We start from the raw sequence: 23,027 nt of genomic DNA on the forward strand, positions 1-23,027 counted from the left end.
TAAGTAACGAAAAAGCGGATATTCAACTTTGAATATCCGCTTTTTCGTTCAATGTGATTATTAAAATTACTTTACAAACTCATCTACAGTTTCGATAGTTCCATCAGGATGAATAGTTAATGGTGTTACTTTTACGTTGCGCAGCCAGGTTTTACCGGATAGCTCCGTATCATGATAAAACAGGTACCATTTACCTTTAATTTGTACAATCGAATGATGCGTTGTCCAGCCTTGTACCGGGTTCAAAATTACGCCTTTATAGGTGAATGGACCATACGGACTGGTGCCTGTTGCGTAACACAGCATGTGTGTATCGCCTGTTGAATAAGTAAAGTAGTATTTACCATTATTTTTAAACATCCATGAACCTTCAAAAAAGCGATGGTCATGATCTTTAGTTAACAAAGGCTTACCCGCAGCATCCAATATTACTACATTGCGTGGAGCTTCGCTAAACTCTTTCATGTTTTTGCTTAGCTTAACCACTTTGGCTGTTAAAGCAGGTTCGTCAGGTTTGCCCAAATCCGTTTTTGAACCCTCAGCTTCGTACCTTCTTGTAGCCCAACGCTGCAGTTGGCCGCCCCAAATACCGCCAAAATACATGTAGTAGCTACCATCTGTATCTTTAAACACGGCAGGATCAATACTAAAACTACTTTTAATAGGCTGTGGCTCGGCTTTAAATGGCCCTGTTGGAGATTTACTGCTAGCTACGCCAATACGAAAAACATCACTTTTATCTTTAACTGGAAAATACAGGTAATAAGTTCCTTTTTCATAAGCTGCATCGGGTGCCCAAAGCTGCCGGCCAGCCCAAGGAATGTCTTTTACTGTTAAGGCCACCGGATTAACCGTTACCTTACCTCCTACACGGTCCATAGATAACACATGAAAGTCGCGCATGGCAAAGTGATCACCATTGTCATTTTCTGGAATACCAGCATCAATATCATGTGATGGATAGATGTAGATTTTTCCATTAAATACGTGTGCTGATGGGTCTGCAGTGTAAATAGAAGTAACGAGCGGCTTAGATATAAATTTTGTTTTTTTGCTGTCTACAACACTTTTTACAGTACTACCTCCTTTGGTTTGACCAGTAGCTGAATACACAGCTGCTCCCAGCAAAGCAGCAATTATTAAAGACGAGTTTTTGAACATATGTTATATTTATAGTGATTTTGCAATCGGTTGCATAAATAAACAAATATTTTTTAATAGTGGAAATTTTATTTTCAGTTGAAGCGTTCTGATGTTAATTGAGTATGAGTAGAAAGGTTTATTAAAACTTAACAATATCTTAAGTGTTTATTCATTCACTATTCAGAACCATCTGGTTTAGAGTAATTAAATTTGAACCTGAATAAATCAGCTACTGGTTTTGAGAAACGTTTATTTATAATAAAAGTAAGTGTAACCGATTTAGGCTTAATTTTTGAGCCGGGCAGAACATGGAGACTAAGCAAAAAACGATATTAGTTGCAGATGATGATAAAGCTATAGTTGATTCCATTACAGCTATACTTGAAATATCAGGTTACGAAGTGTTGGATGTAAGTGATGGCACTTCGGTAATGCAAGCCGTTAAAGCACAACCTGATTTGATACTATTGGACATTCAAATGCCCGGGCATGATGGTCCGGCGGTATGTCGACAATTGAAAAGGCAGGCCTCTACTAAAGATATTCCGGTAATTGTAATATCAGGTAATAGTGATATTCGTTTACATGCAGAAACCTGCGGCGCGGACGATTACTTGGAAAAGCCATTCGATATGGACGTTTTACAGGATAAAGTATCTACTTTATTATACAAGTAAGTAACTAGCAAACTGTATTTTATAATAAAGAAGCAAATAAATACTGCACCCCTTTTAAATTAGCCTTCATTGGTAATTGTTTTGACGTAATACAATTTGCTATATACTTAATTAAGATTATAAAATCGATACCGTACCAGAGTAACGTTGCATATTTAGTATCTTGCAACAATTATATAAGGTAAGTGACTTTTCAAGATTTTAATTTTAACGAGCAACTGTCAGAAGGTTTAGACAGTATGGGTTACAACATTCCTACTGCCATACAGCAAATGGCCATACCAGTTATCTTACAGGGCAAAGATGTAATTGCCTGTGCGCAAACTGGTACCGGCAAAACAGCTTCATACTTGTTGCCGGTTTTAAACCACATCGGGCAAAATCCTAAGCACCAAATTAGTGCTTTAATTTTGGCGCCTACACGTGAGTTGGCACAGCAAATAGATCAGCAAGTAGAAGGATTGGCTTATTTTACGGCTATTAGTTCGCAAGCGGTTTATGGTGGTGGTGATGGCTCTGCTTATGACCAGCAACGTAAAGGGATTGACAATAAAGTAGATATTCTGATTGCTACGCCCGGACGGCTCCTTTCATTTTTATCTTCCGGTGCATTAAAACTTAACCACCTGCATTTTTTGGTGCTGGATGAAGCTGACCGTATGTTGGATATGGGCTTTCAGGACGATATTATGCGTATTATTAGTCATATACCAGCTAAAAGGCAAACACTGTTGTTTTCAGCTACGATGCCCGGTCGCATACGTACGTTAGCACGTGCTATATTGCAGAACCCGGAACAGATTAACATTGCCATTTCACAACCAGCTGAAGGCATTAACCAACAAATTTATAAAGTATATGATGAGCAAAAAACCAAACTGCTCACTCTACTATTGAAAGGCGGGCAATACAATAGCATAATTATTTTTGCTTCAACCAAAGAGAAAGTAAAAGCATTGTATAAAGATTTAAAATCAACTGGCTTAAATGTTAACCTCTTTCATTCTGATATGAAGCAGAACGAGCGCGAAGACATCCTGCTTGATTTTAAAAATAAAAAGCTGCCTATAATTATTGGCACTGATGCCCTATCACGAGGTATTGATGTAGAGGGTATTGATCTGGTCGTTAACTATGATGTACCATCCGACCCGGAAGACTACATTCACCGCATTGGTCGTACGGCACGTGCTGCTACTACTGGAACAGCTATTACACTGGTAAATGAGCGCGATCAGCGTAGGTTGGCTAACATACAGCAACTCATTAATAAAGAAATTACCGAAGTAGCTTTACCTGCTGAACTGGGAGAAGCACCAATATTTAAACCTGTTACCAGCCATAACCAACACCGGCAAAAGCGGCATTCCGGCAACCGGAAGCCGGGTAATAAACCAGCTGGCAAGAAGAATATTAAGCCAAAAAGTTCATAAGCTTGTTGATTTAAAGCACATGAGTTCAAGTTTACCACTCATCCGCACTGTTAATGTAATGCGGTATGTTACTCCTTTACGCGAAGGCGGTTCATTACCAGCTATTGCCGAAGCAGATGATGATTTTTTATACGTTCTGAAATTTAGAGGTGCCGGTCAGGGCATTAAAGCTTTGATTGCAGAACTGATTGGCGGCGAGTTAGCCCGAATGATCGGCCTCAAAATGCCTGAAATTGTATTCGCCAACTTAGATCCGGCTTTTGGCCGTACTGAACCTGATGAAGAAATACAAGATTTACTGAAAGCCAGTACCGGACTTAATTTGGCTCTGCATTACCTTTCAGGTGCTATTACCTTTGACCCGGCAGTTACCAACGTGGAAGCTAAATTAGCTTCACAAATTGTGTGGCTGGATTGTTTACTTACCAACGTTGACCGCACAGTACGCAACACCAATATGCTGATGTGGCATAAAGAATTATGGCTGATTGATTTTGGCGCTTCTTTATACTTTCATCATACTTGGAGTAATTGGGAAGAACAAGCTAAACGGCCGTTTGCTTTGGTGAAAGATCATGTACTGCTATGCAAAGCTACTGAGTTGGACGCTGTAGATGCAGAAATGCGAGCTTTACTAACACCCGAACGCCTGCAATCTGTAGTAGAACTTATTCCTGACGAATGGCTGACCGAATGGCCAAGTGGTGAGTCTGCCGAGGAAGTAAGGCAGGTATATACCCGTTTTCTGCAATTGCGCATAGCCTCGTCTGAAATTTTTTTAAAAGAAGCACAAAATGCCCGAACATCACGTTTTTGAGTACGCCGTTATCCGCGTTGTACCCAGGGTAGAACGTGAAGAATTTTTAAACATAGGAGTCATTGTATTCTGTCCCAAGCAGAAGTTTTTGCAATGTCATTTTAAGCTAAATGAAAGCCGATTACAACTTTTTGCAGAAGAGTTAGACATTCAGGAACTGCAGCAAAATATTAATGCTTTTGAACAGATATGCCAGGGGAATAAAACCGGTGGACCCATTGCACAACTAGATGCAGCCTCGCGTTTCCGTTGGTTAACGGCTACCCGAAGTACTATTGTGCAAGCTTCAAAAATACACCCAGGCTTGTGCAATGGCGATGCTCATCAAACGTTGAATAAGTTGTACAACCAGTTGGTAGTGTGATGGCTCTAATTACAGATCAGTTATGAAATTATCTCAATCATCACCATTACAAAAACTGCTAGATACTTTACCACAACAAGGCACAGTGTGCTGGATTGGGGTACGACCAAAACGCAAAGCCGCTATACAAACCTTAACCCAAACAGAAGCTATCACCCAGCAAGGCATAACCGGCGACCATTATGCCGGCACACTAGGCAGCAAAAGACAGGTTACCCTCATTCAGCAAGAACACTTAGATGCTATAGCTTCGGTAATGCGCATACAACCATTATCACCTGAACTATTGCGTCGAAATATTGTAACTAAAGGCATTAACCTATTAGCATTGAAAGACAAAACCTTTTGGGTGGAAGATGCTTTGCTTGAATATACCGGCGAGTGCCACCCCTGCTCGCGCATGGAAGAAAACTTAGGGCCAGGCGGGTATAATGCGGTACGTGGACATGGTGGTATTACAGCACGTATTCTGCAAGGTGGCCCCATTAAAATTGGCAGCACCATCCGAGTTGCAGATAAGTTGGCTGGTAAACAATAATTATAATTGCTGATCAATATCTACCTCATCAGGCCCATCCAGTTTGGCTACATGGCAGGCACATTTACCCCCTGATATTTTATAATTTACTTTAAGTACTTTATCGTCTTTACGGGTAATTTGTAATTGTACATTTGTGCCCTTCTCAACAAAATCATGTAAATGGCTATCATCTACCAACAATACGATATTAGCATTACTCCTGTCAGTAACGGGTAGTTCATTCCTGCTTTTAATTTCCTTACCTGTAGCCGTTTCTATCACATGATAGGATTTATAATCAACTTCATGGCCAGCTGTTGATATGAGTTTTACCGGAATAATTACAAATTGCTTGGTGCAAATTACATTACAACCATTGCTAGCAGGTTGACGAGATTTGCAGGCAGCCAATGCAAGCGCAAGAAAAAGGATCAGTTTAGTTTTCATCGCATCTGTTTACTATCAATCTGTAAAGCTTAATAAAGCAAGACTTACAAAATAAATGGTACTACATGATAACTATAATTATTGTTTACATAAATACCAACTATACTTACTTGATTAACCTTCTGCTATAGTTTAACAGTTAGCTCGGTACCAGTATAAGTAACTGTTGTATTTACTTTTTGGCTAAAATCCAGCTTTTTTGCATCATCTGGCTTTATCAACACAATGCTGAACGTTCTGCGCTTAAGCATACCGGTATAACTATGCATGTTACCACCAATAGTTAGTGTTTGGGTACTCTGATGGTAAGTTATAGGTATTTCAGTAAACTTACCTTGTTCGTAGTTGTAATTGGTACCTTCATCTTCGTATAAGGTAAATTTAGCATCAGCTCCGGCATATACATATAATGTTATATGATCAGGCTGCTTTTCGGTAGTGTATTGTAAATCGGGACCAAAAGGTATAATAGAACCCGCTTTTACAAAAACCGGTATTTGGCTGTATGGCGCATCAGCCTCTATAGTGTTATTGCCTTTGTAGTACTTTCCTGTGTATAAATTATACCAGCCGTTGCTTTGAGGCAGATAAACAGATCTGCTTTTTGCACCATATTTATACACCGGATTTATAAGTAGAGCCGGGCCAAACATATATTCATCATTAATTGATTTAACATGATTATCATGAGGAAAATCCATGACTAAGCCACGCATAATGGTATAATCTTGCTGATAGGTAGCTCCAACCAGCGAGTAGATGTATGGCAACAAACGATAGCGTAGCTTATCATAATACAACATACTTTGATAAGCCGGATGGCCTTGTGGTGCCACGTTGTAGATTTCGCGATATGGAAATTGGCCATGAACGCGGAACAAAGGTGCAAATGCACCAAATTGGTACCAGCGTGTCATAGATTCACGCCACTCATCCAAATCTGTACCGATAGGTTTTTCATAGCGTTGTTCTACAGCAAAGCCGCCAATATCCATCGTCCAGTATGGCATACCCGATAAAGAGAAATTGATGCCCGCGGCAATTTGCGCTTTCATATCCTCCCACCTGGCAGCTATGTCACCGCTCCAGGTAGCTGCTGCATAACGTTGCAAGCCTGCAAAAGCAGAGCGGGTTAAAATAAAAATACGATTGTTCGGGTTTACTGTTCTCTGACCTTCATATACCCCTTTAGCATTTTGCAAAGGAAAAGCATTAAAGTACTGTGTTGATGAACCCAAATAAGTAGGCTCCATCAACATCTTCCGGTCAGTTACTGATGCATTAGACAAAATATCCGGTTCAGTAGCATCCAGCCACCACGCATCAATGCCTTTGGTGTATAACTTTTGATTAATTAGGTTCCAGAAGGCCTTGCGGGCATTCGGGTTAAAGGCATCATAAAAGGTAGAAACATAACCTTGTGCTATCCAATCACGCTGGCGGTTGGCAATGTTTCGTTTAAATAGAAAGCCATCTTTATCAAAAGCTTGGTAAGCGTCGGTTTCCTCGTAAAACTTAGGCCATACAGAGATCATAAAATGTACATTCTGAGCATGTAGCTGCTTTATCATACCTTCAGGACTACTAAAACGAGTCCGATCAAATTCTTGGCTACCCCATTGGTTCTCTTTCCAGTACGACCAATCCTGTACAATGTTATCTAAAGGAATTTTACGAGTTCTGAACTCATTAACTGTGTTTAGTATTTCATCTTGCGTTTTATAACGCTCCCGACTTTGCCAGAAGCCCATCGCCCATTTAGGCATCATAACTGCCTTGCCAGTTACAGTACGATAACCACTAATTACCCGATCAGCACCTTTACCGTAAATCAGATAATAATCTATAGTACTGCCAGCTTCAGAACTTAGTGCAAAAGTATTTTTAACCTCACTTGGTGCTGGTATAAGCACCTTTACACCCAGATATGACTCTGAGCCACTAGGAACCCACTGCATCTTCAGCTGGTATTTTTTACCTTTTTGTAAGTTAAGGTCTAAAATAGTGGTAGCCGGATTCCAAGGCTGACGCCAGTAATCAGCCAATAACTTACCATCTAACCACACTTTAATATAGCCAGCATACTTTACCTGCAACTGATACAAACCGGATTGATCTCCTTCAATAGCTCCTTCATAAGTAACTATGGCATCCTCCATTTTTACTTTATAAGGAAACTTTTTCATGTCCGATAACCAGTTATAATCAAGCTCTGATATCGGTTGTTCAAATATTTTCTGATCTGGATTATTCTTTAAGTTATAGCTTGCACTTAGCCAGCCTTGCTGCCCACCTTTACCATACAACTTTAAAGCGTATAGTGATTGCAACTCTCTAATATCCCCAGCTGTAGTAATACTATTATTATCCCACAATAAACCATAGTTTTTATCAGAGACCACAAAAGGAACAGCCACTTCGGTGTTATTTTGTATTAAATCAACATGTCGGCCGTTGTAGTTTACTATACTTTGCTGATGCTGGCCTAAACCATAATAAGCTTCATTATTCTGCGAATCAAAATACTGACTAATTCGATAAGTACTATTGCCGCCATACATGCTTTTTGTAAATGCAGAATAGGGTAATGCACTTTGCTTAACCAATACATGCCCAAAAGCATCATAAAACGATATTAAGCCACTGCGTACATCAACTACAGCTTTAACCGAATCGGTAGTTAAAGCTACTTCACTGTTGCTATATTGAATAGAAAACTTTGTAGTTGAATGCTGTTGCAATACTGCCATTAAACTTGGAGAATCATTAAAAGCACTATCAGGTGTTAATGTTACATGTATAATACTGGCATTAACCGGCTGAAGCCTGACTAACCGGACTCCATTTAACGAATGTGGTACAATAACCACAATGCCGCCTTCAATTTGGCTGTAGGGCTTTGTAAGTACCTGTGCTTTCGTAGCTCCGCAAAAAACACTTACAATAAGCAAGGCCCAAAAAGTACAGTGCTTTTTTACCATAACCTGAAAATGTCTATAGATGACAAGTGTGACTATAGGTTAGCACATATGCCATCAACGGTTTATAATACAGGTGTAAAGGTAAGAGGGTTATAGATTATCAAGCTATATTGATAATCAAATTTGCACTTAAAAGTTAGCTTAATGGTTTGTATTAGAAGGTAATCTTGAACAAACTTATCCAATTAATGAAAATAGCCGATTGTATAGATACTTATGAGACTTTACTAGCTACATTATAAAGTGATTTACTAACCTTTATGGTTACATAAATTATGTAAACCACTTTACAGACGTTATTGATTATTCTTATAAATCTTACTTACCCAAAGTACACCGCTTTTACTTTCATCTTTTTGAATCAACTCTTTGCTAACTAATTCATCAAGCATGGCTTGAGCTTCCTCTTTAGAGCTATTGCTTAAAAAAGCAAATTCTTTAGCAGTCAGAGTCGGAAAATGCAGAAACGGAGCTTTTGCATCATTATTCATTAACTTCTTCTGAGCAGATGGCTCCAACGATAAAATTGTTTCTTCAAACTTTTCATAAGGCTGATAACCCTTTACAATAAGGGCTGGTTTAGAACCTTTTGAAAACAATAGCGTAGGAAAGCTATACACTCCATATTTCTGAGTGAGAAGTAGATCTTCTTTAAAGTTATCATGAGCTAAACTTTTAATATCTTCCAGAAGTTGCTCTATGTTCAAACCACTTTTAACAGCCGCTTGCTCTAGGTTATTCCAATGAGTGATGTTCTTTTTCTTTACGAATACTAATTCCTGAAGTTCTCGTAAAAACAGCTTGGCTTTGGTTATACTTTGCAGCTGAGCAGCTTTAAAAGCAATAGAAGGTGTATAAGAAGAAGTTAGCGGATCTTCCAGCCAAATATCGCCATCCAGAGGCATGTCATAAATCAGGCAGGCTTCTTCCCAATGGTGGGCTGCGTCACATGGTTGCTTAATTTTTCCAGAACTATAATTTTCCCAGCTAGGCAACAACCCTCCCATTATATATTGTACATTCAGGTGATGACCATATTCTAATTCTAGTTTACGCAACACAGGCTGAATGCCCCAACAGGTAGAACAAATAGGATCTGTAAAATACAACACATCCACCTTGGTATCTTTTTGGCTTTTTGCTTTTTTCTGTTCAATAAGCGGTGTAATTAAACTCTGCTGAGTGTGGCTGTGCGGATGTAAAAACTGTTTTTTCAAATCGCGCCCTAGTTGTAATTGTTGTGCGATGATTTCAGCACGCGATTGATGGTACTTATTGAAAGCTTCTTCTAAAGAGTTGCTTTTAGTTATATACGACACTAAGGTTTGCGCATCAATAAGGGCATTGGTAGTTCCTGCACTAGTAAATGGTAAAGCTAAATGTGCAGCATCACCGATTAAAACCACATTGCTACGATGAAATGCAGGCAATACATCAAAATCACGAGTGTGCCAGATATAAGTGCTTGAAAAATTGTTATGTTCAAGCACCTCATGAACTACCTGCGGGAAATCATTCAAAATATTCTTGCAAAAAGCAGCCAGCTCTTCTGCCGAAGGTTCTGTTATATCAGCAATCAGCGGATCATATTGAATAAACCAGACAAACTCCTGATCTGCTGCCGGGATTAGCCCAAATGATAATCCTTTTGTCCGATCCTGAAATTTAGTAAACTGATGAATGTACGGTTCTTTTAAATCTTTGCAGTTTGAGATCCCAACAATTTCCTTTACTTCAACAGGGGTGTAATTTGCAGGACCGAATAATTGATTACGCACTTTAGAATTGCCGCCATCAGCCCCGATGAAAATATCTCCATATTCTACCTCACCATTGGTAAAAACAGCAGCTATAGCTTGATCATCTTCATACAAAAAATGTGAAAACGCACTGCTTTCTTTCACCTGATGTGCTGGCAACAATTCTCTGAGGTATTTGATTAGATCAACCCTTTTGATACAATACCAAGCATCCAACTGCTCGTTCTTCAATTCGGTATGATCAATACTGTTTAAGCTGTAGGTAGCTAAACTACTTGCAGGTAGCTGCACAGTATTAGTGCCTTTTAGTTCATTTACAATGTTTAGTCCATCTTCATGCATCAAGAAAGCATGGCCCCTGTTGGGTATGCCTGCAGTTCTTTCGCAAATTACAACTTCAAAATTTTGTTGATTCAGCAGTATACCAGCAGTTAAGCCGGCAATGCCGCCCCCAATTATTACAACTTTCATACTATTTAAGCAACAGCTTGTTTGATTCTTGAAAATGCTTCTTGTAAAATTTCTGCTGATGTAGCAAAACTCAAACGTATATACCCTTCTGCACCTGGTCCAAACCATTCTTTCAATCCTGGCACAACGGCTACTTTGGCTTTATCCATAAGTAACGTCTGCATTCCTTGGCTGGTTTTTCCGGTACTTGAAATATTAGCAAAGGCTACATAACAACCTTCGGCCGCTATACATGTAAAACCAGGTAAGGCATTCAACTCGTTAATGCACAAATCACGCATAGCTTGTAAATGAATTAGAAAATCATTAAGCCAATACTCACATTGGGTCAAAGCAGTTGTGGCGGCCACCTGCGAGAGCACATTTGCACCATGAATAGTAGAACGGTGCAAGGAAACATTCATTAGCCTCTCATAATGCTGTACATTTGATGCCATTACTGCACCAATACGTAAACCTGCCAGCCCATATGATTTACTAAAACCAGTAATAGTAATTGTAGAATTTCTGATTTCTTCACTAATGGAAGCAATGCTTGTGAACTGATGAGGTGTAAAAACAATATCACTCCAGATTTCATCTGATAAGATAATAAGGTTGTGCTTACAAGCAATTTTTCCAAGTTGCTCTAGTTCCGTATGTTTGAAAACCTTACCTGTAGGGTTTAATGGATTACACAAACAGATCAATCTTGTTTTTGGTGTTATTAGCTGCTCTAATTGGCTAAAATCCACATTATCAACACCTGCCGGAATAGCAAAAGGAACGGCCACTCCGCCTACTGTTTCTACAGAATACCGGAATAAGAAATCAACAGGATCAAATATAATAGCTTCGTCGCCGCCAGAGAGAAATGCTTTGCAGGTAATGTAAATACCGAATGCAGCGCTATCTACCGGCAATATAAAATCGGGCAAAGCCGGGATACTGCGTTTATTTTGAAAGTAGGCTGCCATACTTTCTTTAAACATTGGCAAGCCTTCAGGTGGCGTATAGCAGAAGTACTGCTCACGTGCATATCGAGCTATAGCTTCACCTATTTCAGGAGCACTCGGAAAATCGGGATCGGCAGCTGTTAAGGGGATAACGCCCTCGGGCAACGTTGCCCATCGTAAATTATAAGCTCTCTTTTTTAGAATTTCTAACTGAATAGAACTTTGTGTAAACATAGGTGCAGAAATAGCAATTGTAGTACTAGTTGTAGGTCATAAATATATAACAGAATTAACAAACTCAAAAGTACTATCTATGCATCTTGCATTATATTCATAAATTTATCTTGTGTTAAAGGTTTGATAATGAAATCGTCCACAACCGACAATTCCTTAGCTCGTTCAATATCATACGGGGAAATGGAAGATGAAAAAATGTACAACTTGACTTTCTTGGCTAAATCAGGCTGAATGGTCTTAAATTCTTCAACAAACTCCCAACCGTCCATTACGGGCATATTCAGATCTAAAAAAATCAGGTCGGGTAACTGCTCTTTCTGACTACTTATTTTTTTTAAATGCTCCAGCCCCTCCAAACCATCCTGAAACTCCGTAATATCGGCTGTAAAGCCAATAGTCTGAATCATTTTTTTAGTCAAGAAAACGAAGAGCATGTCATCATCAATAATAAAGATTTTAGGTAACAAGCTCATATTATTTGGTTTTTAAAAGCAACATAAAAACAAGCACCTTCATCAGGTGTGCTTTCCACCCATATCTCGCCTCCCATAGCTTCAATTTGTGTTTTCGTCATATACAGGCCAAACCCTTTGGCATTAGGATGTCGGTGAAATACTTTTCCAATTTTGAAAATGCTATCCTTATGCTTAGCAATGTCAATACCCAAGCCATTATCCTTTACCGAAAAGGTAATAATATCATTTTCTCTACGTGTTCGCAGTTGTATAATCGGCTTCCTTTTAGGTGAATGATATTTTAATGCATTACTAATGAGATTATGGCAAATACTTAACAGGTATTTAGGCGGAAAATAAATTTCAGGTGCTTCTGTAAAATCTATATCAATAGTCGCTTCTAGCTTATCAACTTCCGTTTGAAGGGTTTCCAGCGTTCTGTTTACATAAGATGCTAACTCTAACTTTTCAGACTTAATTTCCAGATTTTGCTTTATCTGTATAGATTCAACCAGTTCATTGAAAGTGGCATGCAGATTATCAATGACAGGTGAAAGCTTTGATATTAGAAACTTTTGTTCTTCTTCGCTATTACTTTTTTCAATGTACTCTACCAACATTGACATATTTACCAACGGTGCTCGAAGGTTATGAGACACAATGTTACAGAAATCAATCAGCTGAGCATTTTGCGCTGAAAGCTGCTTAAGCATATGCGTCTGTTTTTCTTCCAGAACTTTCCGGTCTGTAATATCAACACCAAACCCTATAACCATAGTAAGTTCGCCTGTATCATTATAAACAGGAAACATTCTACGTAAACTGGTAACTACCTCTCCTTGTGGGTTACGTATGCCTTCTTCCCACCGAATTTCTTTACCTGAATTTTTAGCTTGTAAAAACTTTTCTCGGCGCGAGTGCGCAATGGATATGTCTCGATTACGATAAGCAACGTACTGATAATCATCTTTACCAATAATATACTTTCTATACTCCGGATTACTAATAGCTACAGGATTTACAAATAGGTATTTGTGGTCAGGACTAAAAACAGCAATATCTGCTGGTAATTTGTTTAAAATATTCTCGTAAAATGCCCTTTGCTTATTTAACTCTGATGATACTTGCTTCTGATCCGTGATATCACTAATGTAAGCAATGTTACACATTTTTCCATCAATTATAGTTGATGAAACACCTAATGCAATTTCAAACTCATTGCCACTTTTATGCAAAGTTGTAATTTCTATAGGTTTATTTGCTGTTACTCTTTGCCGTTCTTGATTGCTACGTGCTATAGTTTCATGCCACATAGCGTGATGATGCTGCGGCAAGAATGTCTTATAAAATACTTTGCCGATCGCTTCTTCAGCTCTACAGCCATATATGTTCTCTGCCTTGGGGTTCCAGTGCTGTATTACGCCATTTTCGTCTAAAATTATAATGGCATCTAATGAATGATGAAATACTGCACTGATTTGATTATAAGCAGAACTAAACGATGAAGGCTCAGACTTAACAATAGGTAAATGAAGCTGACTTAACAATTCTAACTGCTTACCTAATAACTTTAGTCCTGAAATTTGCTGACTGGTTATTTCTCTGACATTTTGGTCCATTACACACAAATACCCATTTCTTAAGCCGCTACCAGATTGTATAGGCAAACATGAAACAAAGCAAAGGTAAGGATGCTCAGCAACCAGCTGATGAAGTTTAAAATCTTCATCATAGCTGATATCAGTTACAACATATGGTTCTGCGTTCAAAGCGTGCTGTCCACGTTCAGCAATGAGGCCAACTAAATTATCAGAGAACAAGTATCCAACAGAAGATACAACTTTTAACTCATTATTGTCAGGAAGAATTATAGCAGCAAATGGTGTTTGACATATTTGTGCTGCCAGCGCTGCAATATTATTGAAAGCTTCTTTGTGGCTCGTTGTTAAGCTTGTAAAATTATTTAGAGCCTGCATTGTTAACTTTCGAGTGTAAACTAATGAATATAAATTTTTGAACCATTATATGGCCGAATCTCTGTTAATGTGATAACAATCAAGTTTACTTGTTTTAACTTGCCTATTGTTCAAAGTTACTATCTTTTGCCGTAATATCATTTATTTGCCAAGCTAGCAGCTAACAGATAATTTCACATGTAATAACACATTAAACACTTATTCAAGCAAGCTTTTTATAGCTAAATCAATATGGCGAATATTACGTATTTACGCATTAAAAGTTACCTATACATGCTGTGTTTTGTAATAAGAGCATATACATGAAGCACTTAAATTAATCAAAACAAACTTCAGTAATTTTATTACACTTAATAAGCACCCAAATTCCCTCTACTTCTTTTTAATTTGCTGTATATACATCAAATAAATAATATTACTTACATTATACGGTACTGTATATATACGAAAGCCTAAAACTTTATAGCTTTAGGCTTTCCATTCACAAGAGTGAATACTGGTTTGTTGTAAAACCTTCTAATTATCTGTTATAAAAGCGAGCTTACTTTTATTTTGAGAAGATTGAAGTATCCCATGTTGCTTTTTGCACACTGTTGCCAACAAAGCTAACACCACGTGTTGTTACACCATTGTTTGTTATACCAACATTTACCCCACCAGAATAACCATTAATAGTGTTATAAGTTAAAGCAGCATTATCAACGCTTATTGCAAAGGTAACATCCTTGCCTGTACTTTTAGGTGCATTAAGGGAGTATGTTAGTGTATTCTTATCAAGTTTAATCGTATAATTTTGCTTGCCACAAGCCTGTACACATGAGCTGGCGATACCGTAACGTGTAGCAGTAGTTTTACTGTTGAAAAGAATGGTGTTTTTAACTACCGAGTATGATGATTGGACAGAACTACCTGCATATAAACTGATCCCATAACCAGTAGGATCTATTATCGTGTTAGATTCAATAGAAACTGATTGTTGAGTATTTTGACCGAATGTTTCAATAGCTCGTGCACAATTAGTAATAATGTTGCCACGGATAGTTGTAATTTTATTTAACGTTAAAGAAACATCTTTTAAGAAGTTTACGAAAATGCCTTTTTCTGCACCTGTATCGTAAATCAAATTGTTCGTGATGGTTAAGCCATTGCTACCTCCTACTTCAATATAGTAATCTTCAACATCGGTAATAGCGTTACCATCTACTATAGTTTTAAGCGCCACAGCCGAGATACCCATACCTTGGCCAGCCGGAAGACTTGGCATTTTAGAGGTTCCTTTAATGATATTGTTTTTAATAATAGTACCAGATGTATTTTGTTGATCTTCAACACCCATACGACCGGCATTTTCTATATAGTTATTCAAAACCTGGTTATCATAACAAGGCGTAGTACCATTACCAATTCCACCTAAGGCATTAGCGTATGCATTAATAATCTGATTGTTTTTGATAATGCTGTTTGATGAACCGTTTTCGCAATAAGTGATACCTAATGTTTTTATATAGTTATTGCTTACAGTGTTGTTAGCTGAAGGCCCGGTTATCCAAACAGCCTCCATACCTTTACCGTATGCAAAAGAGAAGCTGAAAGTGTTGCTATCAATAATACAAGAATGTGCATTGCTTAACAAGATAACTGTGTTTGCCCAACCTAACATATTGGTCATGTTATCGGCAGGTTTAAAGGTGATACCTTTAATGTTTACTGAACTTTTACCAGATAAATCGATATAAATACCACGACTTGATAATAGTCCGGAACGGCTATTTGCTGCTTTAAGTATTGAATTACTGTTAAGACCGGTTAATGAACCGCCAGAAGGCACCTGAAGGGTTGTACTGATTACATAATTGGCATCTATACTAACATTTTTGTAGGTATTCAAAGCCGATTGTAGAGCAGTAGTAACATCTGAGCCGGCAGTAGCTTTAAATACATAACTTGCATTAACTAGTGTAATATTGTTAGTTGTTAATGTAAGTGTTTTACTATCAATTTTTGACTGAGTTGATGTAACCTCAGTTGCTTCCTTCTTGCAGGAAACAACCATAATAGCTAGAGCATTTAATAAAAGGAACTGCTGTGTAAATTTTTTCATTATTATAATAAACTTTTCTTTTTTGATATAATTTTAATACACAAGTAGATGATGAAGAGGAAAAGAGCAACAACCTTGTATGCTCCAGACTATTTGCTTATCAAAGTCCAAAGCGTGGCCTATTAAGAAATGAGACATTCCTTATCCTCAATTACTTGTGTTAATAAACACGTAATTACAAGAAACTTGAATTTGAAAAACGGAAGAGAGGGAATTAGTTGAACTGTAATAACTAATTACAATGGCGTTGAAAGATTGAAAAACAGATCGCTCTAAAATAGAATAGATGGTAGGTAGATAAAGATGAGCGTATCTAAGTTTTATACCACTACATAAAGTTTAATATACAAACAGACAGGTTTAACTAGTTTGATACCTAAGCATTAACGTTTGTATGATAAAACCCAATAATGGCTCCTTCAATTACATTATTTATTTTTGTACATCTCTCTAAAAAACTCTGCTTTAAAAATAGTTATTTAACTTAACAGAGCAAACATTTAATTTAAAATATAATTGCGCCGGCAATAAAACCTGCAAAGAAGATGATAAGTACACCAAGTATTAACCCACTTTGCAAGAAAGTAGTTTCCTCACCATTGGCGATAATTTTAACTTCGCCTGAAGGCTCATTGTTAAAATAAAATTCCTTTTTTGAATCAGAATCTGCATTGATGGCAATAGCAGCGGCATTGTTAAACATATTCATAGTCTTATTATTTTGCATAGCTTCGGCTTTTAAATTTTGCTGATAAATATTGTTTTCATTATTTATCAGCGTTGTAACTGGATTCATATAACTCTAGTTTAATCAATTCAGATTCTTTTGTTTGAATCGATGATCTTATAGTGATTCTAATATTACAGTATCAATGTATTTACGTTTTTTTACGTTATGGGATATTAAATGTTACGCTGGTTATGATTTTTATGAAAATAAATTGATTATACGTTTAAAAACAAAAATTTATATACTTTAAATAATATTATTAAGGACTTTATAGCTCGTTTATTAAACATAAACGATTAAATTCTTTTTTTTAAAGTAATACGAGTAGTACGAAGATTACAAACCTAATGTTGCTTTGCAAAGTAGATGAACTAGCGCAAAAGAACTTCTAATATCAGGAGATACGTAAGAAGTAAATCAGAATACGTATAGAAATATTTATGCTTTATTGGCAAGTTCTATACCTTTTTCTTTCCAGCTCTTAATGATTTGCTTACCCCAATTTTGAGCATTTACCTCAATATACTTGAAAGAAAAATTAGATAGCAGAACAGTAACAATCAAAACTGCTAAGTAGCTGTAAACAAAGTTTAATAAACCCTGAGGATGCTGGATGTGAATAAGGTTAAACTTTGAAAGCCAGAATATTACAGCAAAATGAATCAAATACATGCTAAAGCTTAGTTTTCCAACCAGCATGGTGAAATTATTAACGAGTATTTTAACGCTGTATTTTCTTAAGCATAATGCCAAAAGCAGAAACATTATACCAAAGCAGAAATCAACATTGAACAATCTAATTTTCAACACACTTCTATCTAACAGAAATATCAACAAAAGAGTTGTAAAGGTTATTGCAATAGTCTTAGAATGCTTTTTTATAGTTTGAGTTATATTGGATTGTATAGTTAAGAAATAAAATAGTATCCCAAAAGCAAATGAAGGAAGTTGATCAGGCAGGTACCAATATAAATACTCTGTCCATAAACCTTGATTAAAGTTTAATGGATTATGTATGAGTAAGCCATTGAAAATAGCTTTAATACATAAAGCTATCACTAAAAACAATATAGCTTTATTTAATGAATTTATTTTAATAACTAATAAAGGTACAAAAACATAAAACAACATTTCTACTGCTATTGACCACCCTCCCGGAACAACGTTATTAATATAATTGGGTGAAAATCCATGCATGAAAGTTAAATTCAAGATTATGCCTTCAATACTGATTTTCTGAGTAGTAAAATATGGAATTATTATACCATAATAAATTATTGCCAAATAGTATAGTGGAGCAATTCTGAATATTCTTCGGATAAAGAAGTTAATGTTTGCGTTTGTTTCTTGATTTGTTCTGCCATGAGCAGATAAAAACAATGTAAATGCACTTATAAAGTAAAACAGTTGAACCCCTTTGGCGCCTAAACCTGCCATGGTCTGGTAACGACCAGTAAGACTATTTAAACTCACATGAACCATTATTACACCAAGAACCGCTAATCCTCTAAGCGCATCTATATAGGGTAATTTTTTAAGCATTCATCTAAGTTAATAAGCACTAATATATGGTACATTATTATATATACATTTATATAATATCTTATTGAACAAAAAACGTATATTTTGGGAAAAGTAATCGTACTATACCTCACTTATAAAGTTTAGTTATAGTTCTAAGTAATTCTACATTCTGCTAATTAACAATATCAATATAAAGTAAAACAACAGAACAGAATGAGATCAAGAGTTAAACAGTTTTTGCATTATAGAAGCTGTAAAAGAAACAGAAATTATCTAGATACTTATTAACTCTTTAAAAGAGAGCAACTCTATAATACTTAAGAAAAGATAGGAACTAAACTATTTGCTATAATTTACATATTAGTAAATTATAGAAGCTGGCACAATACTTAGTAAAAGTACAAATGTTAGTTAGTTCGATCATAGTAATGTAGAATGGTGTTTAAACTAGTTTAAACACCATTCTACTAGAAAAGAAAATCAATGAGAACAATTAATCCTGTTAAAACTGCTTTTTTAGATGGTCAGCAAGCTTTAGGGCCAATGCCAAAATAGTTAATGTAGGATTGGCATGCCCGCCTGTGGCAAATACCGAACTGCCCGCTATATACAAGTTAGATACACCATGTACCTGGCAATTGGCATCAACCACTCCTTCCGCCGGATCTTCGGCCATGCGAGTAGTACCTAAATGATGCGCGGCAGAGTTAAAATTAATAATTTTATCTTGCAGATATGATCTGAGCTCTGCCTCATCAAAACGTATTTCACCTAAATGCTTAGAGGTAAACTGCTGTGCAAACATACGGTGAGCCGCTACTACGGTTTCAATATCTAATGGTTGGAACTGAACATCTATTACCGGTAAAGGTAATCCTAGTGCATCAGTTTCTGAAGACAGAGTTATACGGCTTTGCGGATTAGGAAAATGTTCCGACTGATAATACAAGTATAAATCGGAAGAATTTACATCTGGTAATATGAAAGGTAATCGCCTCTTAGCAAAACGCATTTTAGCTAGTTTAAACACCTGAGGTAACATTGCTGGTCCTTCTTTAACAATAGTATGCAGGTGTTCTTTTATAGCTGGTGCTGAAGTTTTCAGGCGTTTATACATTAAGCCCAATCGTTTTTGATGAACGATAGACATTGCCTCTTTAGCTAGAAAAACGCCAGAAAACAAAGGATCACGATGTCCAATTGCATCCATTGAACGATGCAAGAACATGATTATGTTACCGATTTGCTTTTCATGCTGAGCTTTGGGAGAAATCCACCACCTGCGCCTGCAATACACACCTTCCTTATCTTTTTCAAAATCAAACAACAGATTCTCCCGATTATAAGGATTTATGGCCGAATAAGAACCAATTAAGTGAGACATATAAAACCTGCCCACGTTATCATGTTGATTTCCGATACCCTGTGGAAAAGCTTTTGAAACCGACATCAACAACATTCTCGGATTTTCTATTCCCCCCGCAGCCAATATAAATTGCCGTGCAAATATTTTGTTTTTTCTGCCTTCTGTATAAATATCTACACTTTTAATCTGATCAGGCTTTTCCTCATCAACATGAATACGAAGAACATGGGTATCCATTAGCACGTTAATGTTAGCTGCAACAGAAAATGCTTTTTTGTATTTGAAAGCAAACCTTGTAGGCAGACTCCAGCGTTCCAGCGGCCATGAAACAATATCTTCATTATCAAAATCAGGCAAGATTTCCAGCTGGCTACCAGGAAAAGCCTGCCTTGCATCAAATGTAAAGGTAGAACCAGCTTCGCACAGGGCGAGTGCATGTTGAAATAAGGATCTAAATCCTGAATACTTATTGGCCATTTAGCATACGGGCCAGCCCAGGGGCGGGTTTCAAAATCAATGTGATCAAGTGGTATACACCTGCCTCCCCAAACAGCGGTGCCTCCGCCAAACTGCCGCCTTCTGTTCTCTTCAAAAGGCTCATGGCTACTAGTAGCCAAACCTTTATTAAGCTCTCGATTAAATGCTGTTTCCGACCATGTTCCACCTGTTATTAAAGTTACCTTAACAGCAGTGTCAATAAACTGGACGGCAATACTTATACCAGCCGGTCCGCCACCAATAATACAAATATCTGTTTCAAAATTCAGACTATCTCCAATCTGAGATGGATTCAAAATCATTGGTTAGAATGGATAAGGTGATTGATTTCATCAAACAACGGTTCAGGGTACGAATGGTTTACCGCTGCTGCATTATGGGCTAAATGGGCAGCTTTTCTAGTTCCGAAAAGCACGCATTTAACAGCTGGCTTTCGTTGAGCATATCCAATCATGATTTCACGAAGTGAGGTATCTTCTAAACCATAAGCTGGCAGTAGTTGACGAATTTTTATTAGTATAGCCGGGCTAATAACATTGAGGGGCAAGAAAACCTGATTAGCAATAACCGGAATATTATTTTGCTGACACAGATTTAGTATGACTGCTGAACCAGGAACACAGTAAGAAACAGGCGTTTCCACCAGTTGTACCTGACCGCTGTGAATACCTGCACTTACCACTTGCTCATCGCCAGATGATATACCAGTTAGCTGTGCCATACCTTTTTCTCGGATGCGCTCCAACGCGCGCCAGCTTTCGTCGGGTACGTAATCGCCAGCAAGTGGTTCATGCAAAACAAACGCTCCTACATTATCAGTTTTGAGCCTTTTTAGGCTTCTATGTAGCGAACATTCTAAATACTGAGGCGAAAAGTTTTTCTGCGGTACTATTTTCTGCAGTACTTTTTTGCCAATTTGATTTAAAGGCGACATAAATGCAGGCAAGGCCAGATGACGAAAACCTGCTTTGGTAACAATAAAAAAGTAATTTTTCAGCTCCTGATCCTGAGTAGCTCGGGCAATTAACCGCTCTGCATCGCCTGATCCATAAGTATCAGCCGTGTCAATAAGGTTTACTTGGAGTTCAAAGGCTTTACGAAAAAGCGCATGAGCCTCATTTAAGGAAATAGCAGAGCCCAAAGAGGCTATATGACTTGTTCCTAAGCCTGCATTTCCAAATGCAGTAAAATTTTTCATTAGTAATAAAGGTTATAATTGGTTTGTTCTCCTTAATCAACTATCATCATCTAATAGTCAACTACTTAAATAACTGGTATATACAATGCTGCTTAATACTATAACTAATATAATCAAGATCAGCTTTGGTTCATAAAATAACAGAGAGAAAACTTGAGCGGAGATCTCCTGAAGCAAAAATTCTGTAGTTCCTAAATACGTGCTTTTTTAAAGTTTATTTTCAAACAAAATCGCCTATTAAACTTGATAAAGATTGCATGCTCTTAAGTTTTCAGGTTTAACTTTAAACCGTTTAACAACTTGTTACTATCAAAGTCTCCGTTATCATCTGCAAGAATATAGCTTGCATCATCCGGATACGAATGCCAAAAATTTCCCGGAACTACTTTAGTTCCGCGTGATATCAAAGTTGGTTTATAAGAGAATGAACTTTTACTGCTAATTAACAAGTCTGCATGAATCATGTGTAATACAGATTCGACAGGCCCCATATCTAAGCAGAAATGCAAGTTCTCGTATTGTCTAAATTCAGGAAAATCACTCTCCTCCCCTTGCGAAAATACATAGACATCAATCTTCTTATCTGTTTTTAGCGTATCAAGTACCTGGTTTAAAATAGAAACATAATAATCGTTATTTAACCAACGCATTTCTAAGTTGGCATTAGCTGTATTTTCTTCAATAACAATATCGCCTCGGCGGATATGTACAGCGATGTTAAAATGATCCGGATTATAGATTAGCTGGTCATTGTTGCGAGACTTGGCTTTAAAAAATTTATCAGAAATCAGTTTTGTGGTATCACACTGGCGAGTGTATCCTTGATCTAATTCTAGCTCAAATAAAGTATTTGGCTCTTTATAAGATGAAATTATATCTTGTATCAACTTTACCTCATCTGGTTTATCAGGATTAAACCAAGGTAATTTCACCTTCCGGATTGCTTTGTTTCGATATAAAGATAAGGCATGTATTTCTCCTTCACCGAAGCCAAAAAATGAATCCCACTTTTTAGTAGAAAAAGGATAATAAGCATAATTCAGGTTAAAGTAATCAGCAAAGTATAAGCCTGTATTCCAGTTTGCCAGCTGATGACCAATACCAGCTCCGTAATTTGGAGCCTGAGCTAAATACTGCTGCTTTTGAATTTCACCGCTCTTAACTGCAGTATCGTTTTTATGAGTTATGTAGTGCCAGTACGATTTGTATAATTTAAAACGCCAGCTGTTATTTAATGTATTTTCTACTATCTTAGAGTTTATCTTACGTCTTAATCTACCCCATTTTGATTTAGTCTTGTAAAAATGACTATCAATCAAAGCATCATTATGAGGTAAAACAACATTTTTCATAAAGGCAATAATTTTAATTAGAACTAATTTAAATCAAAAAAT

The 23,027-nt window shown here is 37.1% G+C and carries 18 protein-coding genes; 5 read left to right on the plus strand and 13 right to left on the minus strand.

The features are described 5' to 3' along the window. Nucleotides 1–66: 66 nt before the first annotated feature. Nucleotides 67–1,161 carry a glycoside hydrolase family 43 protein gene (locus HH214_RS00110; protein WP_169605405.1) on the minus strand — a complete coding sequence of 365 codons (1,095 nt, stop codon included), beginning with the start codon at nt 1,159–1,161 and terminating at the stop codon, nt 67–69. A 290-nt stretch (nt 1,162–1,451) separates the two neighbouring features. Here HH214_RS00110 and HH214_RS00115 point away from each other — a divergent pair, with 290 nt between their 5' ends. The 5 genes from HH214_RS00115 to HH214_RS00135 all read left to right on the plus strand — a co-directional run bounded on the left by HH214_RS00115 (nt 1,452) and on the right by HH214_RS00135 (nt 4,972). Further along, a complete protein-coding gene (locus tag HH214_RS00115; RefSeq protein WP_169605406.1) occupies nt 1,452–1,820 on the plus strand; it encodes a response regulator in 369 nt (122 codons plus the stop codon). A gap of 185 nt (nt 1,821–2,005) precedes the next feature. Then, a complete protein-coding gene (locus HH214_RS00120) occupies nt 2,006–3,253 on the plus strand; it encodes a DEAD/DEAH box helicase (RefSeq protein WP_211166275.1) in 1,248 nt (415 codons plus the stop codon). A 19-nt stretch (nt 3,254–3,272) separates the two neighbouring features. Beyond that, nucleotides 3,273–4,070, plus strand: a complete 798-nt coding sequence (locus tag HH214_RS00125) for a HipA family kinase (RefSeq protein ID WP_169605407.1) — start codon at nt 3,273–3,275, stop codon at nt 4,068–4,070. Next, nucleotides 4,048–4,434 (plus strand): DUF3037 domain-containing protein, encoded by a 387-nt coding sequence (locus HH214_RS00130; RefSeq protein ID WP_169605408.1) that lies wholly within the window; start codon nt 4,048–4,050, stop codon nt 4,432–4,434. The genes HH214_RS00125 and HH214_RS00130 overlap by 23 nt, the downstream gene beginning before the upstream one ends. Before the next feature lie 22 nt (nt 4,435–4,456). Beyond that, nucleotides 4,457–4,972 (plus strand): MOSC domain-containing protein, encoded by a 516-nt coding sequence (locus HH214_RS00135; protein WP_169605409.1) that lies wholly within the window; start codon nt 4,457–4,459, stop codon nt 4,970–4,972. Here HH214_RS00135 and HH214_RS00140 read toward each other — a convergent pair whose 3' ends face one another. From HH214_RS00140 to HH214_RS00200, 12 genes are all read right to left on the minus strand, one after another. Beyond that, entirely contained in the window at nt 4,973–5,401 is a 429-nt protein-coding gene (locus tag HH214_RS00140) for a hypothetical protein (RefSeq protein WP_169605410.1), read from the minus strand. Nucleotides 5,402–5,526: 125 nt separating this feature from the next. Beyond that, nucleotides 5,527–8,382, minus strand: coding sequence for a TIM-barrel domain-containing protein (locus HH214_RS00145; RefSeq protein ID WP_169605411.1), 2,856 nt, complete (start codon nt 8,380–8,382; stop codon nt 5,527–5,529). A gap of 296 nt (nt 8,383–8,678) precedes the next feature. Continuing rightward, the gene (locus HH214_RS00150; protein ID WP_169605412.1) at nt 8,679–10,613 is read right to left on the minus strand and encodes a DsbA family protein; all 1,935 of its coding nucleotides are present in this window, start codon (nt 10,611–10,613) and stop codon (nt 8,679–8,681) included. 5 nt (nt 10,614–10,618) lie between these two features. Continuing rightward, nucleotides 10,619–11,782 carry a pyridoxal phosphate-dependent aminotransferase gene (locus HH214_RS00155; protein WP_169605413.1) on the minus strand — a complete coding sequence of 388 codons (1,164 nt, stop codon included), beginning with the start codon at nt 11,780–11,782 and terminating at the stop codon, nt 10,619–10,621. 77 nt (nt 11,783–11,859) lie between these two features. After that, complete coding sequence (locus HH214_RS00160) at nt 11,860–12,258, minus strand: response regulator (protein ID WP_169605414.1); 399 nt, start codon at nt 12,256–12,258, stop codon at nt 11,860–11,862. After that, nucleotides 12,255–14,216, minus strand: a complete 1,962-nt coding sequence (locus HH214_RS00165; RefSeq protein ID WP_169605415.1) for a sensor histidine kinase — start codon at nt 14,214–14,216, stop codon at nt 12,255–12,257. Before HH214_RS00165 ends, HH214_RS00160 begins: the two co-directional genes overlap by 4 nt. Before the next feature lie 547 nt (nt 14,217–14,763). Further along, nucleotides 14,764–16,317 (minus strand): right-handed parallel beta-helix repeat-containing protein, encoded by a 1,554-nt coding sequence (locus tag HH214_RS00170; RefSeq protein WP_169605416.1) that lies wholly within the window; start codon nt 16,315–16,317, stop codon nt 14,764–14,766. A gap of 505 nt (nt 16,318–16,822) precedes the next feature. Next, entirely contained in the window at nt 16,823–17,113 is a 291-nt protein-coding gene (locus HH214_RS00175; protein WP_169605417.1) for a hypothetical protein, read from the minus strand. Between the two features lie 372 nt (nt 17,114–17,485). Next, nucleotides 17,486–18,589 (minus strand): acyltransferase family protein, encoded by a 1,104-nt coding sequence (locus HH214_RS00180; RefSeq protein WP_169605418.1) that lies wholly within the window; start codon nt 18,587–18,589, stop codon nt 17,486–17,488. A 484-nt stretch (nt 18,590–19,073) separates the two neighbouring features. Then, nucleotides 19,074–20,414 (minus strand): GMC oxidoreductase, encoded by a 1,341-nt coding sequence (locus tag HH214_RS00185; RefSeq protein WP_211166276.1) that lies wholly within the window; start codon nt 20,412–20,414, stop codon nt 19,074–19,076. Nucleotides 20,415–20,733: 319 nt separating this feature from the next. Then, entirely contained in the window at nt 20,734–21,633 is a 900-nt protein-coding gene (locus tag HH214_RS00195) for an aldo/keto reductase (RefSeq protein WP_169605421.1), read from the minus strand. A gap of 263 nt (nt 21,634–21,896) precedes the next feature. Beyond that, nucleotides 21,897–22,985 (minus strand): hypothetical protein, encoded by a 1,089-nt coding sequence (locus HH214_RS00200; RefSeq protein ID WP_169605422.1) that lies wholly within the window; start codon nt 22,983–22,985, stop codon nt 21,897–21,899. Nucleotides 22,986–23,027 lie beyond the last annotated feature (42 nt).

The organism is Mucilaginibacter robiniae (assembly GCF_012849215.1).
GTDB classification, from domain to species: Bacteria; Bacteroidota; Bacteroidia; order Sphingobacteriales; family Sphingobacteriaceae; genus Mucilaginibacter; species Mucilaginibacter robiniae.

Excerpts from the sequence above, each read along its gene's own strand:
- HH214_RS00110 (WP_169605405.1), bottom strand. The coding sequence starts at position 1,161 with ATGTTCAAAAACTCGTCTTTAATAATTGCTGCTTTGCTGGGAGCAGCT.
- HH214_RS00115 (WP_169605406.1), top strand. The coding sequence starts at position 1,452 with ATGGAGACTAAGCAAAAAACGATATTAGTTGCAGATGATGATAAAGCT.
- HH214_RS00125 (WP_169605407.1), top strand. The coding sequence starts at position 3,273 with ATGAGTTCAAGTTTACCACTCATCCGCACTGTTAATGTAATGCGGTAT.
- HH214_RS00130 (WP_169605408.1), top strand. The coding sequence starts at position 4,048 with ATGCCCGAACATCACGTTTTTGAGTACGCCGTTATCCGCGTTGTACCC.
- HH214_RS00135 (WP_169605409.1), top strand. The coding sequence starts at position 4,457 with ATGAAATTATCTCAATCATCACCATTACAAAAACTGCTAGATACTTTA.
- HH214_RS00140 (WP_169605410.1), bottom strand. The coding sequence starts at position 5,401 with ATGAAAACTAAACTGATCCTTTTTCTTGCGCTTGCATTGGCTGCCTGC.
- HH214_RS00145 (WP_169605411.1), bottom strand. The coding sequence starts at position 8,382 with ATGGTAAAAAAGCACTGTACTTTTTGGGCCTTGCTTATTGTAAGTGTT.
- HH214_RS00150 (WP_169605412.1), bottom strand. The coding sequence starts at position 10,613 with ATGAAAGTTGTAATAATTGGGGGCGGCATTGCCGGCTTAACTGCTGGT.
- HH214_RS00155 (WP_169605413.1), bottom strand. The coding sequence starts at position 11,782 with ATGTTTACACAAAGTTCTATTCAGTTAGAAATTCTAAAAAAGAGAGCT.
- HH214_RS00160 (WP_169605414.1), bottom strand. The coding sequence starts at position 12,258 with ATGAGCTTGTTACCTAAAATCTTTATTATTGATGATGACATGCTCTTC.
- HH214_RS00165 (WP_169605415.1), bottom strand. The coding sequence starts at position 14,216 with ATGCAGGCTCTAAATAATTTTACAAGCTTAACAACGAGCCACAAAGAA.
- HH214_RS00170 (WP_169605416.1), bottom strand. The coding sequence starts at position 16,317 with ATGAAAAAATTTACACAGCAGTTCCTTTTATTAAATGCTCTAGCTATT.
- HH214_RS00175 (WP_169605417.1), bottom strand. The coding sequence starts at position 17,113 with ATGAATCCAGTTACAACGCTGATAAATAATGAAAACAATATTTATCAG.
- HH214_RS00180 (WP_169605418.1), bottom strand. The coding sequence starts at position 18,589 with ATGCTTAAAAAATTACCCTATATAGATGCGCTTAGAGGATTAGCGGTT.
- HH214_RS00185 (WP_211166276.1), bottom strand. The coding sequence starts at position 20,414 with ATGGCCAATAAGTATTCAGGATTTAGATCCTTATTTCAACATGCACTC.
- HH214_RS00195 (WP_169605421.1), bottom strand. The coding sequence starts at position 21,633 with ATGAAAAATTTTACTGCATTTGGAAATGCAGGCTTAGGAACAAGTCAT.
- HH214_RS00200 (WP_169605422.1), bottom strand. The coding sequence starts at position 22,985 with ATGAAAAATGTTGTTTTACCTCATAATGATGCTTTGATTGATAGTCAT.